General features: G+C 41.6%; 21 protein-coding genes. 11 read left to right on the forward strand and 10 right to left on the reverse strand.

Annotated features, from left to right (window positions below):
• Positions 1–44: 44 nt before the first annotated feature.
• Positions 45–1,442, forward strand: coding sequence for a mechanosensitive ion channel family protein (locus AC27KT_RS04620; protein WP_487127793.1), 1,398 nt, complete (start codon positions 45–47; stop codon positions 1,440–1,442).
• A gap of 17 nt (positions 1,443–1,459) precedes the next feature.
• On the opposite strand, the gene AC27KT_RS04625 is transcribed toward AC27KT_RS04620, so the two are convergent.
• The 3 genes from AC27KT_RS04625 to AC27KT_RS04635 all read right to left on the reverse strand — a co-directional run bounded on the left by AC27KT_RS04625 (position 1,460) and on the right by AC27KT_RS04635 (position 4,411).
• Entirely contained in the window at positions 1,460–2,509 is a 1,050-nt protein-coding gene (locus tag AC27KT_RS04625; RefSeq protein WP_487128148.1) for a DUF3080 family protein, read from the reverse strand.
• Positions 2,510–2,574: 65 nt separating this feature from the next.
• Positions 2,575–3,324, reverse strand: a complete 750-nt coding sequence (locus AC27KT_RS04630; protein WP_487127795.1) for a pteridine reductase — start codon at positions 3,322–3,324, stop codon at positions 2,575–2,577.
• 202 nt (positions 3,325–3,526) lie between these two features.
• Positions 3,527–4,411: a fructosamine kinase family protein gene (locus tag AC27KT_RS04635; protein ID WP_487127797.1), complete on the reverse strand. Its 885-nt coding sequence runs from the start codon at positions 4,409–4,411 to the stop codon at positions 3,527–3,529.
• Between the two features lie 426 nt (positions 4,412–4,837).
• Here AC27KT_RS04635 and thrS point away from each other — a divergent pair, with 426 nt between their 5' ends.
• From thrS to rplT, 4 genes are all read left to right on the forward strand, one after another.
• On the forward strand, positions 4,838–6,754 hold the full coding sequence (gene thrS / locus AC27KT_RS04640) for a threonine--tRNA ligase (protein WP_487127799.1): 1,917 nt from the start codon (positions 4,838–4,840) through the stop codon (positions 6,752–6,754).
• Between the two features lie 112 nt (positions 6,755–6,866).
• A complete protein-coding gene (gene infC, locus AC27KT_RS04645) occupies positions 6,867–7,406 on the forward strand; it encodes a translation initiation factor IF-3 (RefSeq protein WP_171338159.1) in 540 nt (179 codons plus the stop codon).
• Positions 7,407–7,524: 118 nt separating this feature from the next.
• Positions 7,525–7,722: a 50S ribosomal protein L35 gene (gene rpmI, locus AC27KT_RS04650; protein ID WP_012518091.1), complete on the forward strand. Its 198-nt coding sequence runs from the start codon at positions 7,525–7,527 to the stop codon at positions 7,720–7,722.
• Between the two features lie 18 nt (positions 7,723–7,740).
• Positions 7,741–8,097: a 50S ribosomal protein L20 gene (gene rplT, locus AC27KT_RS04655; protein WP_012518092.1), complete on the forward strand. Its 357-nt coding sequence runs from the start codon at positions 7,741–7,743 to the stop codon at positions 8,095–8,097.
• A gap of 149 nt (positions 8,098–8,246) precedes the next feature.
• On the opposite strand, the gene AC27KT_RS04660 is transcribed toward rplT, so the two are convergent.
• Together AC27KT_RS04660 and AC27KT_RS04665 are read right to left on the reverse strand one after the other, a co-directional pair.
• The gene (locus AC27KT_RS04660) at positions 8,247–8,618 is read right to left on the reverse strand and encodes a glutathione S-transferase N-terminal domain-containing protein (protein WP_487127801.1); all 372 of its coding nucleotides are present in this window, start codon (positions 8,616–8,618) and stop codon (positions 8,247–8,249) included.
• A gap of 410 nt (positions 8,619–9,028) precedes the next feature.
• The gene (locus tag AC27KT_RS04665) at positions 9,029–10,483 is read right to left on the reverse strand and encodes an undecaprenyl-phosphate glucose phosphotransferase (protein WP_487127803.1); all 1,455 of its coding nucleotides are present in this window, start codon (positions 10,481–10,483) and stop codon (positions 9,029–9,031) included.
• A 575-nt stretch (positions 10,484–11,058) separates the two neighbouring features.
• Between AC27KT_RS04665 and AC27KT_RS04670 the strand changes: the two genes are divergently transcribed.
• Genes AC27KT_RS04670 through AC27KT_RS04690 form a run of 5 tightly spaced genes read left to right on the forward strand, consistent with a single transcriptional unit; the run spans position 11,059 to position 16,520 of the window.
• Positions 11,059–12,264, forward strand: a complete 1,206-nt coding sequence (locus tag AC27KT_RS04670; protein ID WP_487127805.1) for an outer membrane beta-barrel protein — start codon at positions 11,059–11,061, stop codon at positions 12,262–12,264.
• A gap of 8 nt (positions 12,265–12,272) precedes the next feature.
• Positions 12,273–12,809 (forward strand): polysaccharide biosynthesis/export family protein, encoded by a 537-nt coding sequence (locus AC27KT_RS04675; protein WP_487128151.1) that lies wholly within the window; start codon positions 12,273–12,275, stop codon positions 12,807–12,809.
• A 27-nt stretch (positions 12,810–12,836) separates the two neighbouring features.
• Positions 12,837–15,029: a GumC family protein gene (locus AC27KT_RS04680; RefSeq protein ID WP_487127807.1), complete on the forward strand. Its 2,193-nt coding sequence runs from the start codon at positions 12,837–12,839 to the stop codon at positions 15,027–15,029.
• 8 nt (positions 15,030–15,037) lie between these two features.
• On the forward strand, positions 15,038–15,769 hold the full coding sequence (locus AC27KT_RS04685) for a tyrosine-protein phosphatase (protein ID WP_487127809.1): 732 nt from the start codon (positions 15,038–15,040) through the stop codon (positions 15,767–15,769).
• Positions 15,759–16,520, forward strand: a complete 762-nt coding sequence (locus AC27KT_RS04690; RefSeq protein ID WP_487127811.1) for a VpsP family polysaccharide biosynthesis protein — start codon at positions 15,759–15,761, stop codon at positions 16,518–16,520. The genes AC27KT_RS04685 and AC27KT_RS04690 overlap by 11 nt, the downstream gene beginning before the upstream one ends.
• An 11-nt stretch (positions 16,521–16,531) precedes the next feature.
• On the opposite strand, the gene AC27KT_RS04695 is transcribed toward AC27KT_RS04690, so the two are convergent.
• The 5 genes from AC27KT_RS04695 to AC27KT_RS04715 all read right to left on the reverse strand — a co-directional run bounded on the left by AC27KT_RS04695 (position 16,532) and on the right by AC27KT_RS04715 (position 21,671).
• A complete protein-coding gene (locus AC27KT_RS04695; protein WP_487127813.1) occupies positions 16,532–16,942 on the reverse strand; it encodes a 3-phosphoshikimate 1-carboxyvinyltransferase in 411 nt (136 codons plus the stop codon).
• Between the two features lie 33 nt (positions 16,943–16,975).
• Positions 16,976–18,382, reverse strand: a complete 1,407-nt coding sequence (locus AC27KT_RS04700; protein WP_487127815.1) for an O-antigen ligase family protein — start codon at positions 18,380–18,382, stop codon at positions 16,976–16,978.
• A 49-nt stretch (positions 18,383–18,431) separates the two neighbouring features.
• Entirely contained in the window at positions 18,432–19,001 is a 570-nt protein-coding gene (locus tag AC27KT_RS04705; protein WP_487127817.1) for a hypothetical protein, read from the reverse strand.
• Positions 19,002–19,122: 121 nt separating this feature from the next.
• Positions 19,123–21,060, reverse strand: coding sequence for a bifunctional diguanylate cyclase/phosphodiesterase (locus tag AC27KT_RS04710; protein ID WP_487127819.1), 1,938 nt, complete (start codon positions 21,058–21,060; stop codon positions 19,123–19,125).
• On the reverse strand, positions 21,060–21,671 hold the full coding sequence (locus tag AC27KT_RS04715) for a transglutaminase-like cysteine peptidase (protein ID WP_487127821.1): 612 nt from the start codon (positions 21,669–21,671) through the stop codon (positions 21,060–21,062). Before AC27KT_RS04715 ends, AC27KT_RS04710 begins: the two co-directional genes overlap by 1 nt.
• A gap of 445 nt (positions 21,672–22,116) precedes the next feature.
• Between AC27KT_RS04715 and AC27KT_RS04720 the strand changes: the two genes are divergently transcribed.
• Positions 22,117–23,340 (forward strand): O-antigen ligase family protein, encoded by a 1,224-nt coding sequence (locus AC27KT_RS04720; protein ID WP_487127823.1) that lies wholly within the window; start codon positions 22,117–22,119, stop codon positions 23,338–23,340.
• Positions 23,341–23,358: the final 18 nt, after the last annotated feature.

The following is a 23,358-nucleotide window of genomic DNA, read 5'->3' on the forward strand; positions in this document are numbered from 1 at the left end:
TTTGTAGTAAAAATCAATACACATGAACGCCAAGGAGTGAGGTGATGTTCAGTGCTCAGCAAATATTATTACCCGGTATTCTAAACAAGCGAGTAGGGCTTTCTTTTACGCAAACCGATACACCTTTAAGCGAATGCTTTATACAAACTTTGCTTCAACAAAGCGAAGAAGGTGGCGCAATAAGTAGTTTATCTAGTGCTCAGTCGTTACTCTCTCAGCTTTGGGATAGCTTTATTTATCGTTTACCTGGCTTGGCTTTAGGTTTGGTTATTATGGTGGCGTTTATTCTATTAGCGCCACATATTGCAAAAGTTATAGTTAAACCGTTAACACGTACAACCACCTCTGCGCTGCTGCGTTCGGTCATACAGCGAAGCGTTAGCTTGGTATTAATTCTGCTCGGCATTTATCTCTTTTTGTTTTTGGCCGGGCTAACCGGGTTTGCTATCGCTGTGGTGAGCGGTACTGGCGTGGTAGGGCTTATTCTTGGCTTTGCTTTTCGCGATATTGCAGAAAACTTTATATCAAGCTTACTGCTTACTATTCAACGCCCCTTTAGAATTGGTGACATCGTTCAAATTAACGATTTCACGGGAATTATTCAAAAAGTCACGGCACGGGCCACTACACTGGTTGACTTCGATGGTAATCATATTCAAATACCCAATGCCACAATCTACAAAGGGGTAATTAAAAACCTAACGGCCAACCCGCTTATGCGAGGACAGTTTATTATAGGCGTAGGGTATGATTCTGATATTCAGCAGGCACAACGAATGGCGCAAAAGATCACAGCAAGCCAAGACAACGTTTTAAAAGATCCTGAACCGCAAATTCTGATAGATGAATTAGGCTCGTCCACTTACAACATTAAGGTTTATTTTTGGGTAGATGTAGAGAAAACCAGCGTGTTGAAAATGGCGTCAGTGCTAATGCGTAAAGTCACCCAAGCATTCTTAGACGCTAACATTAGTATGCCTGATGACGCGAGAGAGCTTATATTCCCAGAGGGCCTGAACCTTCGTGTTGAACAAAATGAAGCGACAGGTTCGCAAAGAAGAAAAGAAGAAAGCCTAGAAGATAAGGGAAGCGTGTCTACAGGGTTCTCTGGTGGCCGAGAAACAGCTAATGAGGACAACGTCGACACCGCAAACCATGAACGTTCTCAGGCCAAAGGCAGCGAAAGTCCCAGCATAGAAAGCAATAATAAGGTTAAGAACCCGTTAGGCCATGGCGCCGCCGGTGATTATTCGGTTAACCCAAAAGATGCGTTAGCGCAAAGCGCCGAACGAAAACACGGTAGTAACCCTAAAAACACAGCTTACGACGAAAGCCCTGAAGAGCGCATGTCAACACAAGATGACGTATCGTCAGAAGCGCATGAAATTAGAGAGCAAGCCCGCAGGTCGAGAGATCCAGAGGCTGGTGAAAATATTCTTTAGTGCAAGCTCTAGCTTAATTAAACGGGTGCTACAGGTGATAAGTTGCACCTACCAAGAAAGTTTTGCCATAGGTTTACATGCGCTTTCATGGCGTTGCTGTATTCGGTAAAACCGTCTTGTGTTTGTTGCTTGATATAGCGTTTAAATTCTTTATGCAGCAACGGTTGTGCAAGCCAGTCTTCCCATAATGGTGCTAGCTTATAGTGGTATTGATTCACCAAACTACCTACGGGCTGTATTTGCTCAATAAAAAACAAATAAAACACATTGCGTAATATTTTAGCTTTGTCGCTGGCACGTCCCTCTGGGCAATTTACGGCATCAAGCTCACTAGCAAGCATACTTGTAAGCAGCGAGAGGTTTTGCGTTAAGGTTTGTTGAGTGTGCCAAACAGTAGCCGGTAATCGGGCTGAGCGTATAATTTGAAGCTGCTGCTCTAACTCGCTGCTGTCTATAGGGCGTTCGTTTTTGTTGTTTAGGCTATCAAGGTAATACAGGGCATTAACACTCGACAGGGCATCTTTGTTATTTTCAACCGACATTAAGCGTTCAGGGGTATTAAGTGCTAAGCGCAATTCCTGACTTCCTTGGATAAGGTTTGCCCACGTCTTGCTGTAATCTTGTGACTTTTGCTTACGCCACGACGCGATGGTCGCGGCCAGTGCCGCATTGTTTTGGTCGGTGCTGCCATCTTTTGCAAGCGCTGCTTCACAATTTTTTAGCGCCGTAAGCAGCTTGCTTTCATATGCCAATCTTTGCGATGGCAGCTGGCTTTTGCCCAACGACGTATTGCGCTCGGCCACAACAGTACCTAACTCACAATCTTGCAGAGCATAAAATTCTCGCAGATTAATGCTTACCCCTTCAATAGTGTGTTTAAGCGTGGCCGAGTCAGCAAGCTTGGGAAGCGGTATAGTGATTTTTTCATTGAAAGAGTCGGGTAAGGAAACATCGAGCACACGAGAAAGCCGAGCTGCATAATCTTCAATGCTTTGTTTAACGGTACCGCCTCCAAAACAGCCAAGTAAGGTCAACAGCACTACACTAATAATGCCAACCCGGGCCATGCCTTTTATTTTGCGAGCATTACGTTTTAACCCATTAAGATGAAGGGCGTTTACCCGATAAGCTTTCACGCTGATGCTCCGGTATAAAGGCCGCGCCCACCATCAACGTAAATAATTTGCCCAGTAATGTACGAAGCCGATGTCAAAAATGAAAGGGTATTGGCAATATCTTCAGGTGTACCGAGTTCGCCAAGTGGAATACTCGACAACAGTTTGTCTTTTTCTTCACTATCCATTTCACGTTCTGGCCACAGTATTGCCCCTGGCGCTATACCATTCACGCGCACATGTGGCGCTAAGTCTATCGCTAAAGATTGAGTGAGCGAGGCAAGGCCCGATTTAGCAATTAAATAAACGCTATGCTTGGGAAGTGGGCGGTCAATGTGCATATCGACCATATTAATAATGCAGCCCTTGCTTTCCTGTAACGCTGGCACCAGTGCTTGGGATAAAAACAGCGGGCCTTTTACGTTGCTACCTATTAAAGAGCTCCAATCGTCTTCCGAAATTTCACCCACTGGCGTAGGGTAAAAACTAGACGCGTTGTTAACTAAAACATTAATCTGGCCCCAAACGCGAAGAGCCTGTTGACCAAGCAAGGTTACTTCATCTGAGTTACACAGGTTTGCTTGCAGGCAGGTAGCGGAATCTGCGCGCTGACGATTTAGCTTTTCGGCTAGTGCAAAAGCATCGTCTTTAGAGTGCCCATAATGAATGATAATGCGATAGCCTTCGCTATGAAGCTTACACGCCATGGCGGCGCCTATGCGTTTTGCTGCCCCTGTGATTAGCGCAACAGGGCCTGAGTTTGTCATAATAAAAGCTACTCTCTATTTTAAATCTTCATATGTTTATATGCTGTTCTTACACATGTTAAGCGCTATCTAATGCAGGCTTTCTACGGTAACTCACACTTAAACTGGTTAACAGACAACAAAGTACAGGCTTGTTCATATGTCGCTTTGTATAAAGCGCTATACATTGCCTATGCGGCCTATGCGCGGCACTACTCAGAAATTAGGGGCTGTAAATGTCGTCTACTACTTGTCTGGCTTGCGCAATGTAATGCGCGCCGAATAATAACCCGTGATTTAAAATATGGTAAAGCTGGTAAATTGGTTTTCTTAATTGGTAATTTTTTTCAATCGGCGTGTGTTGGTTGTAGCCTTCAAAGAAGGTTTGCGGAAAGCCGCCAAACAATTCAGCCATGGCAAGGTCGGTTTCGGCGTCACCAACATACACGGCAGGGTCAAATAACACCGGCCCTTTTTTATTAAAGCCAGCATTGCCGGCCCATAAGTCACCGTGCAATAGCGAAGGGTGGGGCTGATGCAAACTTAGAAGATGCCTCACTTTCGTAACGATACCATCTATATCGCCGTTTTCTTTGGGCCATAGCCCATTTGAAGCTAACCGTTCTAGCATGCTGCCTATGCGTTTTTCGGCAAAGAAATCAGCCCATGACGCCATGCGACCATTGGTTTGCACGCTGGCACCTATGTAATTGTCATGCGGCCAGCCATAACTGGTGTAGGCGTTAACTGCGTGCAGCGCAGCAAGCTGCTGCCCTAAAGTGAAATAGTCACTTACCACAGGCTCAATAAATCGAATGTGAGACAGTACCAAATATTCCATGTTCGGCGTTTCGTTAGCAGTAATGCCGTGACAGATGACCCGCGGTGTTAATATGGTTTGGGTGTTAGCTATGGCATTAATACCCTCGGCTTCATGAGATAATTGCTGGGTGTCGTCATACTTTCGGGTTTTAACGAAGTAGCGATGAGTGGAATCTTTTATTATGTAGCTGTCGTGTGTATCTCCTCCACTGACGCGATCGGCTTTCTGGCAGCTGAAAAATTGCTGGGTCTCATCTGAAATCTGCTCGCTGATAAAATGCCACATATTGCACGCTCTGCTTGGTTTAATGCTTCAGCCCAAGGCGGTTTGGTGGTGATAGTAATCGCTCAATCACCCATACTAGCCTAAACTAAAGTATGGGATAAAATGGGTGAAATGCATAAATTCCTGTTTCAAAATCTCGCCAATTGAAAAACAAAGTTTCACTTATTCGCTAATTCAGGCTTTTCAATATTGAAGTTGACCATACACTGGTTATAATCCACCACTTGCTTTGTCACGACCTACTTTAGTGCAGGTCTATTTATCACGCGCATAATGAGTAGTTGTTCGTTGTAAACGTGTGTTTTAGTAAAGCAAGTTTCGAGTGCTGTTAGTCGAGCAAGTATCAATTGCTACGAAGCACGATTACTTTTTTCAAAAAATATGCATGTGGCGCAGAGTAGGCGTCACCACTGTAAAGGAATTAAAATGCCTGTAATTACCCTTCCTGATGGAAGCCAACGCGCTTTCGATAACGCTGTTTCTGTACTAGATGTTGCAAACGACATTGGCCCTGGTTTAGCCAAAGCAACCATTGCAGGAAAAGTAAACGGTGAGTTAGTTGACGCCGTTGATATGATTGACGCGGACGCACAACTTCAAATAATCACTGCAAAAGACGATGAAGGTTTAGAAATTCTTCGTCACAGTTGCGCGCACTTGTTAGGCCACGCTATCAAACAACTTTGGCCTAACACCAAAATGGCTATCGGCCCGGTTATCGACAACGGTTTCTATTACGACGTTGATATGGAAGAAAGCCTAACCCAGGAAGATTTAGCCAAACTAGAAAAGCGTATGCTTGAACTGGCTAAAACCAATTACAACGTCGTTAAGAATAAAGTGAGCTGGCAAGAAGCACGCGACGCATTTGAAGCGCGCGGTGAAAGCTACAAAATGGAAATTCTTGATGAGAACATCAGCAAGGATGACCGCCCGGCACTTTATCACCATGAAGAATACACAGATATGTGTCGTGGACCTCACGTGCCAAACATGAAGTTCTGTCATCACTTCAAACTAATGAAAGTGGCAGGTGCTTACTGGCGTGGCGACAGCGACAACAAAATGCTTCAGCGTATTTACGGCACTGCATGGGCAGACAAAAAGCAGCTTAAGTCTTACTTACAGCGCTTAGAAGAAGCTGAAAAGCGTGACCACCGTAAAATTGGTAAAGCCCTAAACCTTTTCCATTGGCAAGAAGAAGCGCCGGGCATGGTGTTTTGGCACAACGATGGTTGGTCAATTTATACCGAACTTGAAAGCTACGTTCGTAAGAAACTACGCGAATACGGTTACGACGAAGTAAAAGGCCCATTAATGATGGACCGCTCGCTTTGGGAAAAGTCAGGTCACTGGGACAAGTACGCTGAAAACATGTTCACTACTGAATCTGAAAAGCGTGAATATGCCGTTAAGCCAATGAACTGCCCAGGCCATGTACAAATTTTCAACCAAGGTTTGAAATCGTACCGCGACCTGCCTCTTCGTATGGCTGAGTTTGGCTGCTGTCACCGTAACGAACCATCGGGCGCACTACACGGCTTAATGCGTGTTCGTGGCTTTACACAAGACGATGCTCACATTTTCTGTACTGAAGAACAGATCCTAGAAGAGGTGAGTGGCTGTATTAAGATGGTGTACGAGACATACGCTGCGTTTGGTTTCGAAAATATCAAAGTTAAGCTGTCTACTCGCCCAGAAAAGCGCGTAGGTGCTGACGAGATTTGGGACAAATCAGAAGCTGCGCTTGCAGATGCACTTAAAGCCAACGATATTGAGTTCGATTATCAGCCTGGAGAAGGTGCGTTCTACGGACCAAAAATTGAGTTTACGCTGCACGATTGCTTAGACCGTGCATGGCAGTGCGGAACCGTACAGTTGGATTTCTCAATGCCAGGTCGCTTAGGTTCTACTTATGTAGCAGAAGATGGCGAACGCAAAGTGCCGGTTATGATTCACCGCGCTATTTTGGGGTCACTAGAACGCTTCATTGGTATCTTAACCGAAGAATTTGCAGGTTTCTTCCCACTTTGGTTAGCACCTCAGCAGGTTGTAGTAATGAACATTACTGACAAACAAGCTGATTACGCATCAAATTGTGTAAAAAAACTGCAAGATTTAGGGTTTAGAGCAAAGTCTGACTTGCGAAATGAGAAGATCGGCTTTAAAATCCGCGAGCACACATTAAAGCGTATTCCATATATGCTCGTTGTGGGCGATAAAGAAATGGAAGCGGGCGAAGTAGCAGTGCGCTCTCGTCGCGGCGACGACCTAGGCAAAATGAGCCTGGAAGACTTTATTGCCATGGCTCAACAAGAAGTTGTAGAAAAGACAATTAAATAGTTGAGCAATTTGTGTATAATGCACAAGTAAGGTGTCTGCTTTTGGTTTTACTTTAGGTCAATCGACCACCCCAGAAGCAGACAAAAGAATTAAATGTTTGGAGGAATAGCACATTAAAGGCGCTAACAACAAGGCTCAGGGCGACAAAGCCCGCATTAACGATGAGATTAAAGCCAGAGAAGTAAGATTAATTGGCAAAGACGGTGAACAGGTTGGTGTGGTTTCGCTAGCAGATGCTACGCGTGCCGCTGAAGAAGCGAGCCTAGATCTAGTAGAAATCAGTCCAAATGCCGAGCCGCCAGTCTGTAAAGTTATGGACTATGGCAAATTCCTCTTCGAAAAAAGTAAAGCTCAGAAAGAGCAGAAGAAAAAACAGAAGCAAATTCAGGTCAAGGAGATTAAATTTCGCCCTGGCACTGATGAAGGCGATTACCAGGTAAAACTGCGCAACCTGCGTCGCTTTCTTGAAGGTGGTGATAAAGCCAAAGTTACGATCCGCTTCCGCGGTCGTGAAATGGCGCACCAAGACATCGGTATCGATCTACTAAATCGCGTTAAAACCGATTTAGAAGATATCGCTACATGCGAGTCTTTCCCACGTCGTGTGGAAGGCCGTCAGATGATCATGGTGCTAGCCCCAAATAAGAAGTAGTAACGGTCTAAAGTTTTAAGGAATCTGCACCCTTAAACACCTTGCTGCTAAACATTAACCGGTATGAAGTGACTGCAACACGAAAAATACCGATATTAAACAATGCGGAGTTTTAGCAATGCCTAAAATGAAAACTGTAAGCGGTGCCGCCAAACGTTTCAAGAAAACGGGTTCTGGCCGCTTTAAAAGCAAACAGTCTCACTTACGTCACATTTTGACTAAGAAGAGCTCTAAGCGTAAACGTCACCTTCGTGGCAAAAAACTGGTTCATGACTCTGATACCAAATTGGTTCAGCGCATGTTGCCTTACGTATAAGACTTAGGAGACTGATTAATGGCTAGAGTAAAACGCGGCACTATCGCACGTGCTCGTCACAAAAAAGTCCTCAAGCAGGCAAAAGGTTATTACGGCGCACGTTCACGTGTATATCGCGTAGCGGTACAAGCTGTAACTAAAGCTGGTCAATATGCTTACCGTGACCGTCGTCAGCGCAAGCGTCAATTCCGTCAACTATGGATTGCACGTATCAACGCTGCTGCTCGTCAAAATGGTATGTCATACAGCCGTTTCATTAACGGTTTGAAGAAAGCGTCTGTTGAAATCGATCGTAAGATCCTTGCCGACATCGCAGTACATGACAAAGCAGCTTTCAGCGCACTAGTCGAAGCGGCTAAAGGCGCATTAGCTTAATTATTAACTAATTAAGTTTAAGTTCTTTCGGAGAAAGGCGAGCAGGATGCTCGCCTTTTTTCGTTTCTGGGGTTTAGATAAATCACTCTATTTATGGTACTTACCTTGTCGCTGACTGTGTACGCCTCTAAGCGACTAATATAAATAACTTACTGAAAGCGTTGCTGCAAATACTTAATAATTTCTGAAGACTCGTACAACCATATATCCTTTTCAGCAGTTTGAATGCGTAGGCAAGGGGCTTGTACTTTTCCGCCGCCTTGTGCCAATTCATCACGATACTGAGACCCGTTTGATACGCTGAGTTTGCGAATAGGCAAATTCATTTTATACATAGCACGGCGTGTTTTAATACAAAAAGGGCATGCAAAAAATTGATAAAGTGTTAATTCTTGTGTGGCGTTTTCGACTTGCTGTTGCTCTTGTGGTAATCGCTTAAGTTTTGTGCCACGAGTTATTAAATCAAGTAAGGCGATAACACCGCCAAGTGCGTTACGAATTAGGGAAATAAATAAGCGCAATGTTGTGTCTTTTTAGGTTAAGAAATGGAGCGGCGCAGTATAGCAAAAATTCTATATAGGATCTTGTATGAAGGAAGATTCGAATAAGCCCCAGATGTAAAACCATAGCAATAAAGTAAATAGCAGCAATCCATACCGATAATCCAACAATTAACCTTACCTATAGCGGGTTTTCCAACAAGCGACGCCAGAGCCGTTAAGAGATTTTCTTATCTCGGATGGACAAACTGTTACTGTGGCTTCAATTGTATTAAATAAAGGTCGATACATAACTGAATGTCGTCATCGATAGTGAAATTGCTACTACGTTAAATCACAATTGCGTAGTTTCACTGAGTGGAGCATCATTTTATTTACGGGCATAAAAAAAGCGGCAGTCAGCCGCTTTTGTTGAACTTTACTGAACGTTATTAGTAGGCATTCTTATTAATGAAACCGTTAAACACCGTCATGAATACGATTTTGATATCAAACCATACCGACCATCTGTGAATATAATCTAGGTCGTATTCTACACGCTGAACCATTTTGTTAACTGTCTCGGTTTCGCCACGTAAACCATTAACCTGGGCCCAACCAGTTATTCCAGGCTTCACTTTATGGCGTAACATGTAACCTGTGATTATCTTTCTATATTGCTCGTTGTGAGCAACCGCGTGTGGTCTAGGACCAACGATAGACATACGGCCTTGCAGAACATTAATAAACTGTGGAAGTTCATCTAAAGATGTTCTTCTTAAGAAACCACCAATCTTAGTTAAACGCGCATCATTCTTGGTTGCTTGTTTTACAACTGCACCATTATCTTGGGTAGTCATAGAACGGAATTTGTAAACCGTGATTTGTTTACCATCTAATCCGTAACGCTTTTGTTTGAAAATTACGGGGCCTTTCGAAGTCAGCTTTACTGCAGCAGCGATGCAAATCATGGGTATAGATATCAGCATTAGTATGAGCAAGCTTAAAACAATATCTTCAAAACGTTTTAATATATCACTAGCACCTTGGAATGGTGTGTCATAAACACTAAGCGCCTGTACGTTGCCAACCGTTTGCCAGCGGGCATTCAAAAGATTATACATAAAGAAGTTTGGTACCACATAAACGTTTGCAGTTGTATCGCTGCATTGCTCTAAAATTGAGCGTATTCTGTTTTCTGCGCTCATAGGCAGTGCAATATATATGTAATCAACTTCATTTCGTTTAGCCATTTCTATGGCTTGCTCAATATTTCCTAAAACATTGTTCTGCATTTCATGGGGAAGGCGACTAGTATCTCTATCATCAAATAAACCGTTAAAGCGAATCCCAAGGTGTTCATTCTGCTGTATCTGAAGGGCTACGTTTGCACCAAGCTGCGTTGCACCTATAACAATTGAACGCCGAGAGTTCATTCCACTTTTTCTGATATGGAAGAGAAATTTACGCATTACAAACCGCCAAGCTATTAAGCCTACAAATGACGTCGCAAACCAAGCCAAGACGATGAGGGGAGGTGTATTAATGTTCTGAACAAAGAAGTACCCTATCGTTAACGTACCTAGAATACTAAGAGCCCACGTAATCGCAGCAGCTCTAAGCATTTCAGGTGTACGATGCCCACGCCAAGAGCGATAGAGTTCTACGCCTTCTGCGGATATCTGAAAACAGATAACGTTGACGAATAAAAGGATCAGACTAGTTGGGTCAATAGTAGATTCGAAATATGCTGCACATGAATAATATAAAAGCGTAACTAACGATAAGTCGATTAGTCGATAAAGCGTTGAAAAACCACTTTTGTTTCGCACTACAAGGCCGTCACTGGCGCTAGAATCAACGGGATGTGATTTTAAAGCTTTGTTAGATTCTACTTGATTGTCCATTGGAAGAGTCTCTAAATCGATAAGATAAAAAGTGTTAGGTTTGCTAGATATACCCTCAACAAGCAGTGCCATCGATAGTAGCTAAAATTTTGCAAACTAACATTAGGCATAATCTTTTAAGCAAAGACTGTGCCCAGTAAAGAAAAGTATAGAACATATAGTGTTTAACATTTAATTTAGGAATGCTACCTCAGAATTCCCAAGTTAATACTACGACTATATAATATTGTATCTCTGTTGTAATTTTATTACAAAATAAGCTTTATGGTTTTTTTAAAATTGGTATCATTAGCACGAATATTAGGTAGGAGAGATAATCCAACTTTAAGAAAATAAAGTTGAAATAATTTAATGTTATATTGTGCTTATCTAATGGCACGAATTTAGCTTGTTTCGTAATCAAACGGGAGACTCTTGAGCAGTGAGTGCACATATCTTTTGTAAGTACAGAACTTGTTCTTGCCAGTATCTTTACATTTGTAAACGTACTTAATCTGGATCTAGTCGTCTGTTTTCGACGGTCAGTTAAAACATCTAAGCTATTTTGAATAGCAAAGTGAAAGTAGGGAAAGGAAATGAAATATCAGAACAAGCTATTGCTATCGATGGTTGCTATTTGTGTTGCCAATTCTGTAGCAGCTCAACAACAAGGAAGGATTGAAGCAGGGCAATTTGACATTATACCTTCTCTTAACACTTCCATGAGCTACGTAGACAATGTTGCTCGTGCAACCGACGGGCAAGCAAAAATATATAGCTGGCGCTCAATTCTATCACCTGAAATTATTGCAGCTACAGAGGTTGACGGAAACCCGGTGCAATTTGGTTATCGGTTGGAACGCGGCACTTTCTTTTCAAGCAGCGCAGATGATTATACTGATCATTTTGTTGAAGCACTTACCGATTACGAGTTAAACAGTCGCCATGCAATCAACGCAATCTTAAGATACGAAGACGGCCATGAGGACAGAGGTACAGGGTTCTCATTAGGCGGCGGGAGTGATTTAACTACACCTGATACTTATAAAAGCGTGTACTATGGCGCTGAATATACATACGGAAGTTTAAGTTCAGCTGGTGAAGTGGTGTTTAAAGCAGACAGAACCACTTTAGATTACGACCGTAATGAATTTGCGTACCTTATTAGAGACAGGGCGACCAATAGAATTGGGGCCGAGTTCAATTATCAAATTGCCCCCTCTACTGAATTAGTGTTCGATTTCACGCGCTCATTTATACGTTACGATAACAACTTGCTTGAAAACTCTCTAGAGAGTAATGAGAACCGTCTTTTGGTTGGTATTGCGTGGGAAAATACGGCAGCAACTTCTGGTTATGCAAAAATCGGGTATAAAGAAAAAGATTTTGCGGCAAGCAACCGGGATAATTTTTATGGAACCGATTGGGAAGTAGGTATCGAGTGGCAACCACTCACGTACTCTACCGTAAATTTCACTACCTCCGCCGATACTAATGAGACCAACGGTGAGGGGAGTTTAATTCGTGGCAGAAACTACAGGCTATCTTGGACTCACCAATGGCTTGAACGCTTAAGTAGTAGCTTGCGGTACGCTAGAGAAAACAATGAATATATTGTTGATGATGAAGACATTACCAATCGAGATGACAAACTATCTATTTACGCAGCGTCTTTGGATTACAAAGCGAGAAGGTGGTTAAGCTTTTCACTGTTTTACGCAATAGAAGACAGAGAAAGTAACAGAGAAACAATCAATTTCGACCAAAGTGTGGTCGGTGTGTCAGCTGAGGTTACGTTGTGATAAGCAATATAAAAAAAATATCTTTTCTTACTCTAGCCATACTTTGGAATGTTTGTGCTTGGGCTCAAGAAGGGAACTTGAGTATGAGCCAATACCAGCTTGGCTCTGGCGACAGAATAAATATTAGCGTCTTTGGGCAAGATGATCTTTCGATGGAAATCCGCTTGCCCGATGTTGGCACGATTAATTACCCCTTCCTTGGTGAACTTAAGCTAGTTGGCATGACCGCAGCGGAAGTTGAGAGCCTTATTTATGAAGGCTTATTAGGAGATTACTTAGTAAACCCGTCCGTTTCCGTTTCAATTGTTGAGTATCGCCCGTTTTTTATAGACGGTGAAGTAAAGCGCCCCGGCGGTTATCCATACCAGCCAGGGCTATCTGTTAACAAAGCTGCTGCATTGGCAGGTGGTTATACGGAGCGTGCTAATAGGGATAAAATTACTATAGTACGCGAGACAGATGGGCAACAGTTTGAATTTAGTGTCTCGGTTACAGATATGATCCAACCGGGTGACATCGTAACTGTAAACCAGCGTTTCTTTTAAAATATAACTATTTTGTGAGCTAACTAAATGGCAGTAAAAATTACGGAAGATACAGATAATAACGAGCTCATTGATTTAGGGCATTATCTGGGAATTATAAAGCGCTATAGCTTAAGAATTATATTATTAGCCATCGCTTTTACCGGGCTGGTTACTATCTTAGTAATGAAGATGACACCTCTTTACACATCTTCTACAACTTTATTAATAGAAGCTGAGAAAGCCAATGTAGTGTCTATTGAAGAAGTTTATGGGATAGATACAAAAAGCAAAGATTATATGGCTACGCAATTAGAAGTGCTTAAATCACGTCAAGTTGCAGAAAAAACAGTAGAAAGTCTATCGCTATTCAATAATTCTGATTTTATGCCCGAGGAAACAGAAAGCTCTCTGTTAGTTAGTATTACAGAGTTTTTTCCGTTTCTTCCTCAAGAAGAAACTCTAGAGTTGACCGAAGTTCAGCGAATCGAAAAATTAAAGCGAAAAGCGACATATCTTCTTACACAAGCTACAGACATAAAGTCTATTCAGGGGACCCAATTAGTTGAGATATCAGTAACTACTGAAGAGCCTTCTTTATCTGCTTTAATAGCAAACACCATTGCCGAAGTTTATATCGAAAACTATCTTCAAGCTAAATTAGATATGACTGCGAAGGCGACTTCATTTCTTACCGATAGTATTGACGGTTTGAAAACTAAGTTAGATGCAGCAGAGCGTAACTTAGTTAGGTTTTATGAAACTAATCAGGTTGTAAATATTGATGGCGTAGTAGGGCTTGCGTCAGACGAATTAGAAAGACTCAATATTCAGCTTTCTGAAGCGGAAGTTGAGCTTAAGTTAAACAGTGTTATTTTTAACCAGATTAAAGATAGTAATGCTATTGAAGATGTAGCCAGAATACCTGAAGTCTTGAATCACCCTGCTGTAAGGGACGTCAGAAGAGACGAAGGTAAAGCGTTAACAAGAGTCAGTGAGCTTAGTAAGGTCTATGGTCCGAAGCACCCTAAAATGATAGCGGCCAATGCCGAATTGACAGCAATTAGGGATACGCTAAATACCCAAATTACGGATTTAATAAGCAGTATCACAACTCAGTATGAATCATCGAAACAAAAAGTAGCGCAGTTACAAAAAGAAGTTGAAACGTCTAAAGCTGCGTTCAGGTCACTGGCTGAACTGGATAATAAACGTAAGGCTTTAGAGCGAGAAGTAGATATTAACCAGCAGCTTTACGATTCATTTTTTACTCGACTTAAAGAAACTGATGAGCTTGGTGGCCTAGAGTCGGCCAACGCGCGCGTTCTCGACAGTGCGTTACCCAGCTATACACCTTCTAAACCCAATAAAAAGCTATTTATTGCAGCAGCTTTCGTGCTGAGTTTAAGTTTTGGTATCGCGCTTGCCATTGTTATGGAAACGCTTAATAGTGGTATTCGGTCTGTAGACGATGTAGAAAAGAAGTTAGGGCAGCGTATGCTTGGGTTAATCCCTTGGCTTGCCCACAAGAAAAAGACGGACTTACCTATTCGTACGTTTTTTGATGGTAAGAAACATCAGTTTGCCGAAGCGGTTAGAACGCTACGAACAAGTCTTTCTTTGTTGAACATTGAAAAAGAAAACCAGGCAATTTTGGTTACATCAAGTGTTCCCAAAGAGGGGAAGACCACAGTATCTATTAACTTAGCTTTTGCTTTGGGTCAGCTAGATAAGACTATATTAATTGATGCTGATTTACGTCGACCAAGCATAGGCAAACAGTTTAATATTCCTAGTTATCAACCTGGTGTAGCGAATCTTGTATTGAAGTCGCATAGTTTTGAGGAATGTTTGGTTCGAGATGAAGAATCAAATATTGATATTCTCTCTGCAGGAACTATCCCTTCAAACCCGCAGGAGCTATTAGCAGACAAGGGGTTTGACGAGCTTATTACTAAGCTTAAGTCTGAGTATAAGTATGTGGTGGTAGATACGGCACCTACGCAGGCTGTAAGCGACTCTATGATCGTAGCAAACTCCTGTGACTCTGTTATTTACGTTGTTAGAGCTGACAGTACAAGTGACAAAGTAATCAATAATGGCTTATCGCGATTCCTGCAAGTGGGCCACCGTCTTGATGGGGTGGTACTGAATCAAGTAAACTTGCGCAAATCAGATGTAGCACAAAGGTACGCCGGCTTTTATGACCAATACGGATATACCAGTCAGAAAAGCAGCTAAAAAAATTATTGATAGATCTTCATAGTCACATTCTTCCTGGCATCGATGATGGTGCCAGGACTTTAGACATTGCCCTTGAAATGGCTCAGCAGGCAGTAAGTTGTGGTATCAGCCATATGGTATGCACTCCTCATATACATATGGGGTATTTTGACAACTCTCTGAGCTCAATAGAAGCCGCCTTTCTCTCTTTTAGTAAGCACGTTAAAAGGGAGTCAATTCCTCTTTCTCTTTCATTCGCAGCTGAAGTTCGCGTTAATGAGCTTATTCCTATATGGCACAAAAAAGGTGAATTACCTTTCCTAGGTAAATTCGATGGCAAAAATGTACTACTTCTTGAAATGCCCCATAGCCATATTCCACAAGGTCTTGATGTACTTATAAAATGGCTACTGCGCAATAATATTCAACCACTTATTGCTCATCCGGAACGCAATAGAGAATTAATTGCCGAAAATCACAAATTTAATTGGCTGCAAAGACAAGGTTGCTTGTTTCAAGCCACTGCGGGAGCCTTTGTTGGTCGCTTTGGTGAAAAAGTAGAAGAGTTTGCATTTAGGTTGTTAGAAAAAAGAGCATTTCATGTAGTGGCGTCAGACACTCACGATTTAGTCAGACGACCCAATGATATGGAAGCTGCCTATGAAGTAGTCGCGAGTTATGATTATACGTATGCAAAAAAAACTTTTCTGGAAACTCCTAGTGTAATAACAGCGCGGGAGAAAAAGCATGCAAGTTGACATTACGTTCGCACATTGGAAGGAAAAGCTTAAATGGCATCATGCGCTTACTTTTTTAATTGCTTCCATAGCTTTATTTAGCTTTTTGGGAAGCGCAAATCAGTTTTTTGTTAGCAACACTTATTATAGCGTTAAAAATAGTTTGGATGGTTGGAATAGCGCTCCTTCTTCAGTTTCTGAAAAAGACGTTGAAATAGCTCTTACAAAGATTGAAGAGGTGATTGATAAAGCACCAAACAATGCGCTTTATTATCAATTGCAAGGACAGCTTTTCGAATGGTTACATTTCAGTACGGTCTTAGCGAGTGACTTAGAAGCAGCAACCAAAGCGAATAATGGACCTAATGAACTTCACAGTGCGATGCTTAGCTATAGAAAAAGCTTAAAACTAAGACCTAACTGGAGTGGGGGGTGGATAGGCTTAGCCTCTGTAAAGTGGAAACTAGGCGAGTTGGATGACGAGTTTTATCAATATTTAGATAACGCTGTTAGCGTTGGGCCACAAGACGCCATAGTGCACAGATTCATAGCAGAGTTCGGTATTACAATGTACGTTAATAGGTCAGTACATTACGCTAAAATTCTAAAACAACTAAGGCATCACTTAGATTTAGGTATAAAAAACCCATTGAGTAGAAAATCAATATTGAGCCTTGTGGGCGAAAATAATCTTAATGAATCCGCGTGCCGTTGGCTTGAACCATCTAGTTTTGCTGTTAGCACAGGCTTATTAAACTGTGCACAAAACTAAGAGCTGAACTTTTAAGTATTCTCTTTTAACCAATCCCAAAGGCCTAAAGAAAACCCTTCAAAAAGGTTTATGCCCAGCCAGCTCTTTAAAATATATAGCAGTACTAAGCCTAGTACTACAGATACGCATAAGAACAAAGCAACAATCGCTGCCATAACTAGTTTGCCTATGCGGCTTTCGGTACGCGATAGGTCGCGCTTGTCTCGACCTGCCAGTAAAACAAAATAATATCGGCTTCTCAGTAAACCAATAGTGCCTCTTACATCTACCTTGTGGCTACCCCAGCGCCGCCCGGCAAGCGCTGTATTTAAATGAAACAACTGGTCGTCGGTAAAGGAGTCTGCAACATTTTTGGGCATACGCTCTAGCATGTGCTGAACGTTAGGCTCTTCTTTTATTGGTCGCTTTATCTTTAGTACCACACAGGTCCCCTTGTGTCATAAAACTAATTGTGGCTATCTATCTCGCCGCCCCATAGGGATATCGCGACTTAACGCACCTAGTGCTAACAGTATAATAAATATAGCGGTATTTGCTGGTGCTTGTAGAGGAAAGTCTACCGTACTGTGTAATGCCATCCCTATAACTGCCATAACAGTTGCAAAGGCTGTTCCCCTTGGCAGCGGATGTCTTCGGTGTCGTATTGCGCTTAAGGCACTTTTCGCGCACAGCAATACAAGCACGGCTATAATGGCTGCGCCTACTATGCCAAACTCAATAGCAAACTGAAGGTATTCATTGTGAGCATGATCGTAAAAGTGCTGAATAGATTCACTTTGTACCTGAGGGTATACCGTATAAAAGGTGCCTCCGCCTGTACCTATGATCCCGTATTGGGTAAGAAGGGGCAGGGCATCGGTTATCACTTCATCACGACTTTCTTGCGTTAAGTTGGTTTGTTCAATGCGCTGCTGCACCTGTTTAAGACCAAAAAGACTACTAACAATAAGCACATCTATAACTAGCATGCTTATGAACAGCACCACATAGCTTTTTTGGCGAGGCTTAAAGTAAATTAAGCCTAATGTAGCCGTAATTGTCATGGCGATAAAAAACGCGCTATTGCCCATTCTAGAACGGGACATTACCAGCGCTATAACCATTATTATAATACCAATACGAAACAGCACTTTATTACTTAACCAAAAGCGCACTATTCTACGTAATCGTTCTCTTGGGCTTGAACCGCTTCGAACACGCAAGCTAGCTACCATGTAACCAATAGCGGCACTCAAGCAAAGTAATAGAAAATTGGCATAATGATTTTTATAAACAAAGCTTCCCGTGGCAATATGAGAAACAGGCAGTTTAAAAATTAAGCTGTACTTCAAGCCAGACAATACTTCCAATGCACCATATATAGCTTGAAACACACCAGCAGCGCTAATTACTATCAAAGTGTACCTAAGGCGTTTACCTGTGTTGATAAGCGTAAGTGCAATGAAAAACAAGAAGCAATAGGCAAGCGATTTAAAAAACGTAACGTTGCTCTGCCCAACATCAAAACTTAGCGAAAGCCACTGCGACCTTATATCTTCCACGTACTGAATATTTTCGTTCATCATAAAGTGAACGCGTTCAGGGCGAAGGGCTTCAACTAAAGAAAAAGGAAGGGGGATTATATTAACTAGCTGCCAGGCTAAGAATGCCATCCATACAATAACAAGCACCTTGTATTGTGCGTATAGCTTTGAAAGTAAAGAGTTGTTAATGAGTAATAAAACGCCGCCAATGAAGAAAAACGACATTTGCATTAGTGCCCACGCCCACGGGCGATTGGCACCTAGTGACAAAGGCAGCCAAAACAAGGTAAACAAAAGAAAACCGAAAAGAAACTTTTCGGTTTTCTGAAAATTAAACATAAGCAATTACAACTAACTAACGAAGAATTTAAATATAAATTAAAGCAACCTAGTTAGCTGAAATGGTTGTGTCGCCACCGCCTGCGCCTGCAGCACCTGTACCTACACCTAGCGGAGAAAACGTATTGCCTGCAGCACCTGCAGCAGTTGCTGTTAACGTGCTAGGATCGACGCCAGCATTAATAACCGCTAATAATGCGTCTTCTTCGCTAATAACCTGCATTTGAAGGGCTATATTGTAGATTTCGTTAGCGTCTTCTGGGAACATCAAAATGGCAATGGTAACGACCTGCGCCGGTTGCTCAGGCAATTCACCAAAACCTGCTATAGCAATTTCAAACCCAGTAGCATTGTCATTTAGAAGAGCAACCATCGACTGATAAGCTGCTTGGTTCTCGCTTAAGTATGACAAACCTGCGGCATCAAAAAACATACCTTCATTGAGCACGGTTTGGCTTATTTCCTCTGCAGCTTGCTCAACTGCTGTACCCTCTTCAATTTCAGAAACTAGTAGGTTTCTAACTTGCAAACCGGGTACGTCGCCTTCTTGTGCAAAAGATACCGTTGAAAAAGCAATCAGCACGCAAAAGAGCACAGATAAAATAATGTTGCTACGCATAACTTATCCTTAGATTAAAAACGTCGGGTTAGCTTCTTGCTAACACCATATGGCTTTATTGTACAACAAGTAAACGTATAAGATCTCGTTTTTGTTATACATCTTATTCATTTTAGGCTTACTAATACTGCCATAACGAAGGTTTGGCAAAGTAAAAGCCCTGCTGATACGAAACATGTAGTTGCGATAGTGCAATCGACTCGGCTTCGTTCTCGACAAGTTCAGCAATAATGCTAATGCTTAACCCGCGTGCAATGCTTAATAAACTACTTACAAATAACTGACTATCTTTGTCTGAGTGAACATCTTTCGTAAGTTTGCCGGAAATTTTTACAAAATGAGGCTGAATAGCCCTCAACCCGGCTAATGATGCAAGATTGTCTCCAAAATGTTCAACTGTAATCTTGCAGCCTAAACTAACTAATGCTTTACAAAATGATACTGCATCGTTCTTGTGGTGAATTAACGCTGAATCTTCTAATTCAAAGATCAAATAAGTGCACAGCGCTTCATTTTGGTTCAGCAAACCTAACAGCCATTGCCTAAACGACCCACTGGCTAAAGATGCATTTGCAATATTAATTGCAACATTCCTTTTATCTTTTGCCAGTTTTTTAAGCACTAAGCTTACCACCAACTTATCTACCTCTGGAATTAAGTTCAAACGCTCAGATGCGGGAATTAATTGTGACATAGGGATAGGGGAGCCAGTATCTTTGTCTTTAAATCGCGCAAACGCCTCGCAGTAAGCGGGTGTGTTTTTTTCAACATTCATTACAGGCTGAATAAGTATATCGGCGTATTGCTGATCTAAAATTTGGTTTAAACGCTCTTTCCACGCAGTGTTACTGTGAATATGAGAAAGCTCAGAGGCGAACTGCCAGCCGTGAGGTTGTTTGGTCGCAGCCATCAGTGCGCTGTCGGCATTTTCCATAATTTCAGAAAAAGACTGTTCATCATTAAACTGCGCAGCACCAATCCATACTGCTTTACTGCCATCTTTAAGTGGGTTGCAGTGTGCTAGGGTACTACAGAGTACGTTTATGTGGGCTTCGCAATCTTGCTTAGTCATCGACTCTGTCACCAATACAAAATCAGCGCCAGATACCCTAAACAGAAACGCCGTTTCCTGAATGCTAGAAGTAAAGTTCCTTAGCTCTTTAGCTACCGCAGTTACATAATTATCGCCATCTTGCGCGCCTAACGTCATGTTAATAGCGTTTAGTTGGGCAAGACGTATTAAAATTACATAGCCTTCATCCGAGGTGGCAGTTTTACTAAGTAGCGCATTCATATGGCGTGTGAAAGCGTTCCTGTTTTGCACACCAGTAAGGCTGTCTTCAAAGGCTTGAATTCTGAACTGTTCGGCTTTTTGTGTTAGTTCTTTAAACATAACTTCAACAGAAGTAGAAAGCCTGTTTACTGCCTGGGTTATAAAAGAAAGTTCTTTGGTAAACGGTTTGTAGTTAATGTGGGAAAACTTTTGGTTTTGAATATCTTCAATTTTGTTTACTACAATGCGAAGCGGCTTTGTAATTGCAGTAATAATAAAAAGCAGCGCAATATAGGCAAAAACAAAAGCAGCAAAGAACATAAATGCACTTTGCTTTACGCTTTCCCACAAAGTTTCATTTGCAAGGCCTGGGTGACTTTGAACCGCGAGTTCACCCGCCATCGTCCAACCATCATTTAATTCTGTTTTTTCAACGGGGGGAGTAACTTCTACAATATCAGTAAACCAGGTAGGAACCGTATCGACAGTATCTGGGTTACGTCTTTCAATCAGTAGGTTCCCCTCCATGTCAGTAATGGTAATATACTGATAGAACCCTCTGTCGAAAATAGCATTTACCATGGTCTCGGCCACAATCAGGCCGTTTACGTCACCCAAATAGGGCGTAACAGAAAGCCCTAATGAAGTTGCGGTATCTTGCGCGTGGGTAGCAAGCTGCTCGTTTACATATTCTCTGGTTAGCTTAACGTTAATTATGAAAGAACCAGCAAAAACCAATATTAAAAAAACGAGTAAGCTTGAACTTAATTGGGTAGATAGTCTCATTATTCTTGTTTATCTCCGTACATAACGCGGTCTAGCCGCTCTACCATATCGTCCCACATTTTCATTGGGCCGCTTCCCCTAAGTTTGCGGCCAGTGCCCATAGCTTTAGCAGCCCACAGTCCGTTACCGTTAAAGCTATAAATAGGCGACAAATCTCTTCTTTTATTGGCAGGCAAAATACGCCTGTTTATATTATCCAAAACAAGTGGAACAGAGGTTGGGGTTTCATAATACGCCAATACCATGTGAGGTTGGCGCAATTCTAACGCAGTAACATACATTAGTCGCAACTGTTGTTCTGGAATACCAAGCTCAAGCAAAGAGAAATATTTGGCTATGGTATAGTCTTCACAGTCGCCTGCACCGGTTGAAATAAACTCAATTGGCGTTGCCCAGTAATCTTTTTGTTGCCAGTGAACAAGGTCGTCTACAAAATCAAAGCGGTTAAAAAATCGATTTATTTCGTATAGCTTTTCGTCTAGGTCTTCACTTTGAAGTTCACTAACCAATTGTCGCCATTTAGCAACGTTTTCGCTAGCTTTACGACCGTAAGCTGAGCTTATCCTGTTGTATATTTGTTCAGTGAATACAGTGCTTTGCTGTGCAGCCAATTCCGGTTTGCAGAATAGATCTAATGCAAATGGCGCGCAAACGAAAAGAAGGGATAGTAGAAGCCCTCTTTTACAAGAAAGTGCTCGATTCTTACGCAAAGTTAATTTAATAAAAATGCCTCAAAAGTGTGCAATACTTGATTTTTCTTCGCTATCTGAGTCAATAATACTGATAACGAAAAAGAAGTGCATTGAAAAAAAAAAATTAGTTACATTTTTTCTCATCCGTTTAAACACGGGACGTAAGTCCCATTCGAAAAGTGGACAAAAGTTAACTATTGAATGGAAGCTTCTTAAACGCACACTTCTGCAGCTCAGCAATCGACTACGGCTCGAAACTTGCAGAAAAGTTTTGCATCACGCTCGCATTCCTTGTATTTTGCAACCGCTTAAATGGAGGTGCTTATCAATGCTGCTATGGAACTATTACAAACAGTGCTAACTAATGATAATTCGTAAAAGCCCACTTTATATTTTTTCACCTATAATCTACATGCTTCTACTAACTAGAGCTTCGTTAGATCCTGTATTGAAACTTACAAACTTTGGAGGCATCAGTTTAGGCGCGTTATTAAATCTCTGCTTAATAGTACTTTTTTTCGGTGGTTTACTACAAAGCAAGGGCAAAATATCGGAGAGTGCATTAAAGCTTTGGGGAGGGTTTCTTGTACTAGGATTAATATCTATCGTTATTTCACCTGTACCCATTTCTTCTACCCGCTCTTTCATTACTGTTATCACTTATTTTTGCTTGTTCGCTCTAGCTTACTCATTCATTCGTTCAAGAAATGATGTGGAAGCTGTTATGAAGGTAATTATTTACTCAAGCTTTTTACCATTTATAGTTTCTGCTTTTCAATTTTTATTACCAGAAACCAGTATGTTTAAAGACGGTTTCAGGTTATCTGGAACTTTTAGCCATCCAAATATTTACGCATTCTATCTGGTACTAATAGCTACGGTTTCTTTTTACTGTATAAAGTCAGAAGCAGTATTTTTCTCGAAAAGATTCATACGGCTATGTTATTTTCTACTTACAGTTAGTGCCATTTGTTTAATAGCTACTAAGACACGGAGTGCATGGATAGCATTTTTAGCTGTCTTTTTTATTTACGGAGCGCTATATGAAAGAAAATATGTTGTCTGGATTTGTGTTATAGGAGTTCTGGCTCTTTTTCTTCCCTTTGTTCAAGATAGAATTGCTGATTTAGCAACTGACTCCCAAACAACAGCAACGGGTGGAGAAAAACTAAATTCCTACGCATGGCGAAAAGTCGTGTGGATATCATCCTGGGAGTTTATACAAAACAGGCTGTTTTTTGGACATGGCTATGATACTTTTTCTTACTATTTTCTACAGTTTTTTCCACTAGAAAGTGAGCATGATTTTGATGCGCACAACGCTTATGTCCAAGTAACGTTCGATATGGGGTTCTTAGGTCTCTGCTCTTTCCTCATAATACTGATTGGAATTATTATTAAGTTTTTCTCCTCCTATTCAAAAGACCCAAAAGGGACAAGTATTTTAATAGGTGCTATCTCTGCATTCATGTTGGTTTGTTATTCTGACAATATGCTCGGTTATCTTTCATATTGCTGGTATTTATGGCTTTTTTTGGGCACCGGTTGTGCCTTCTTGGAGTTGAAAGTACGAAGAGTATTGGAGTAGTTGAGTTTCTAAAAAGTA

Source organism: Alteromonas sp. 5NW40-0090 (assembly GCF_057552975.1).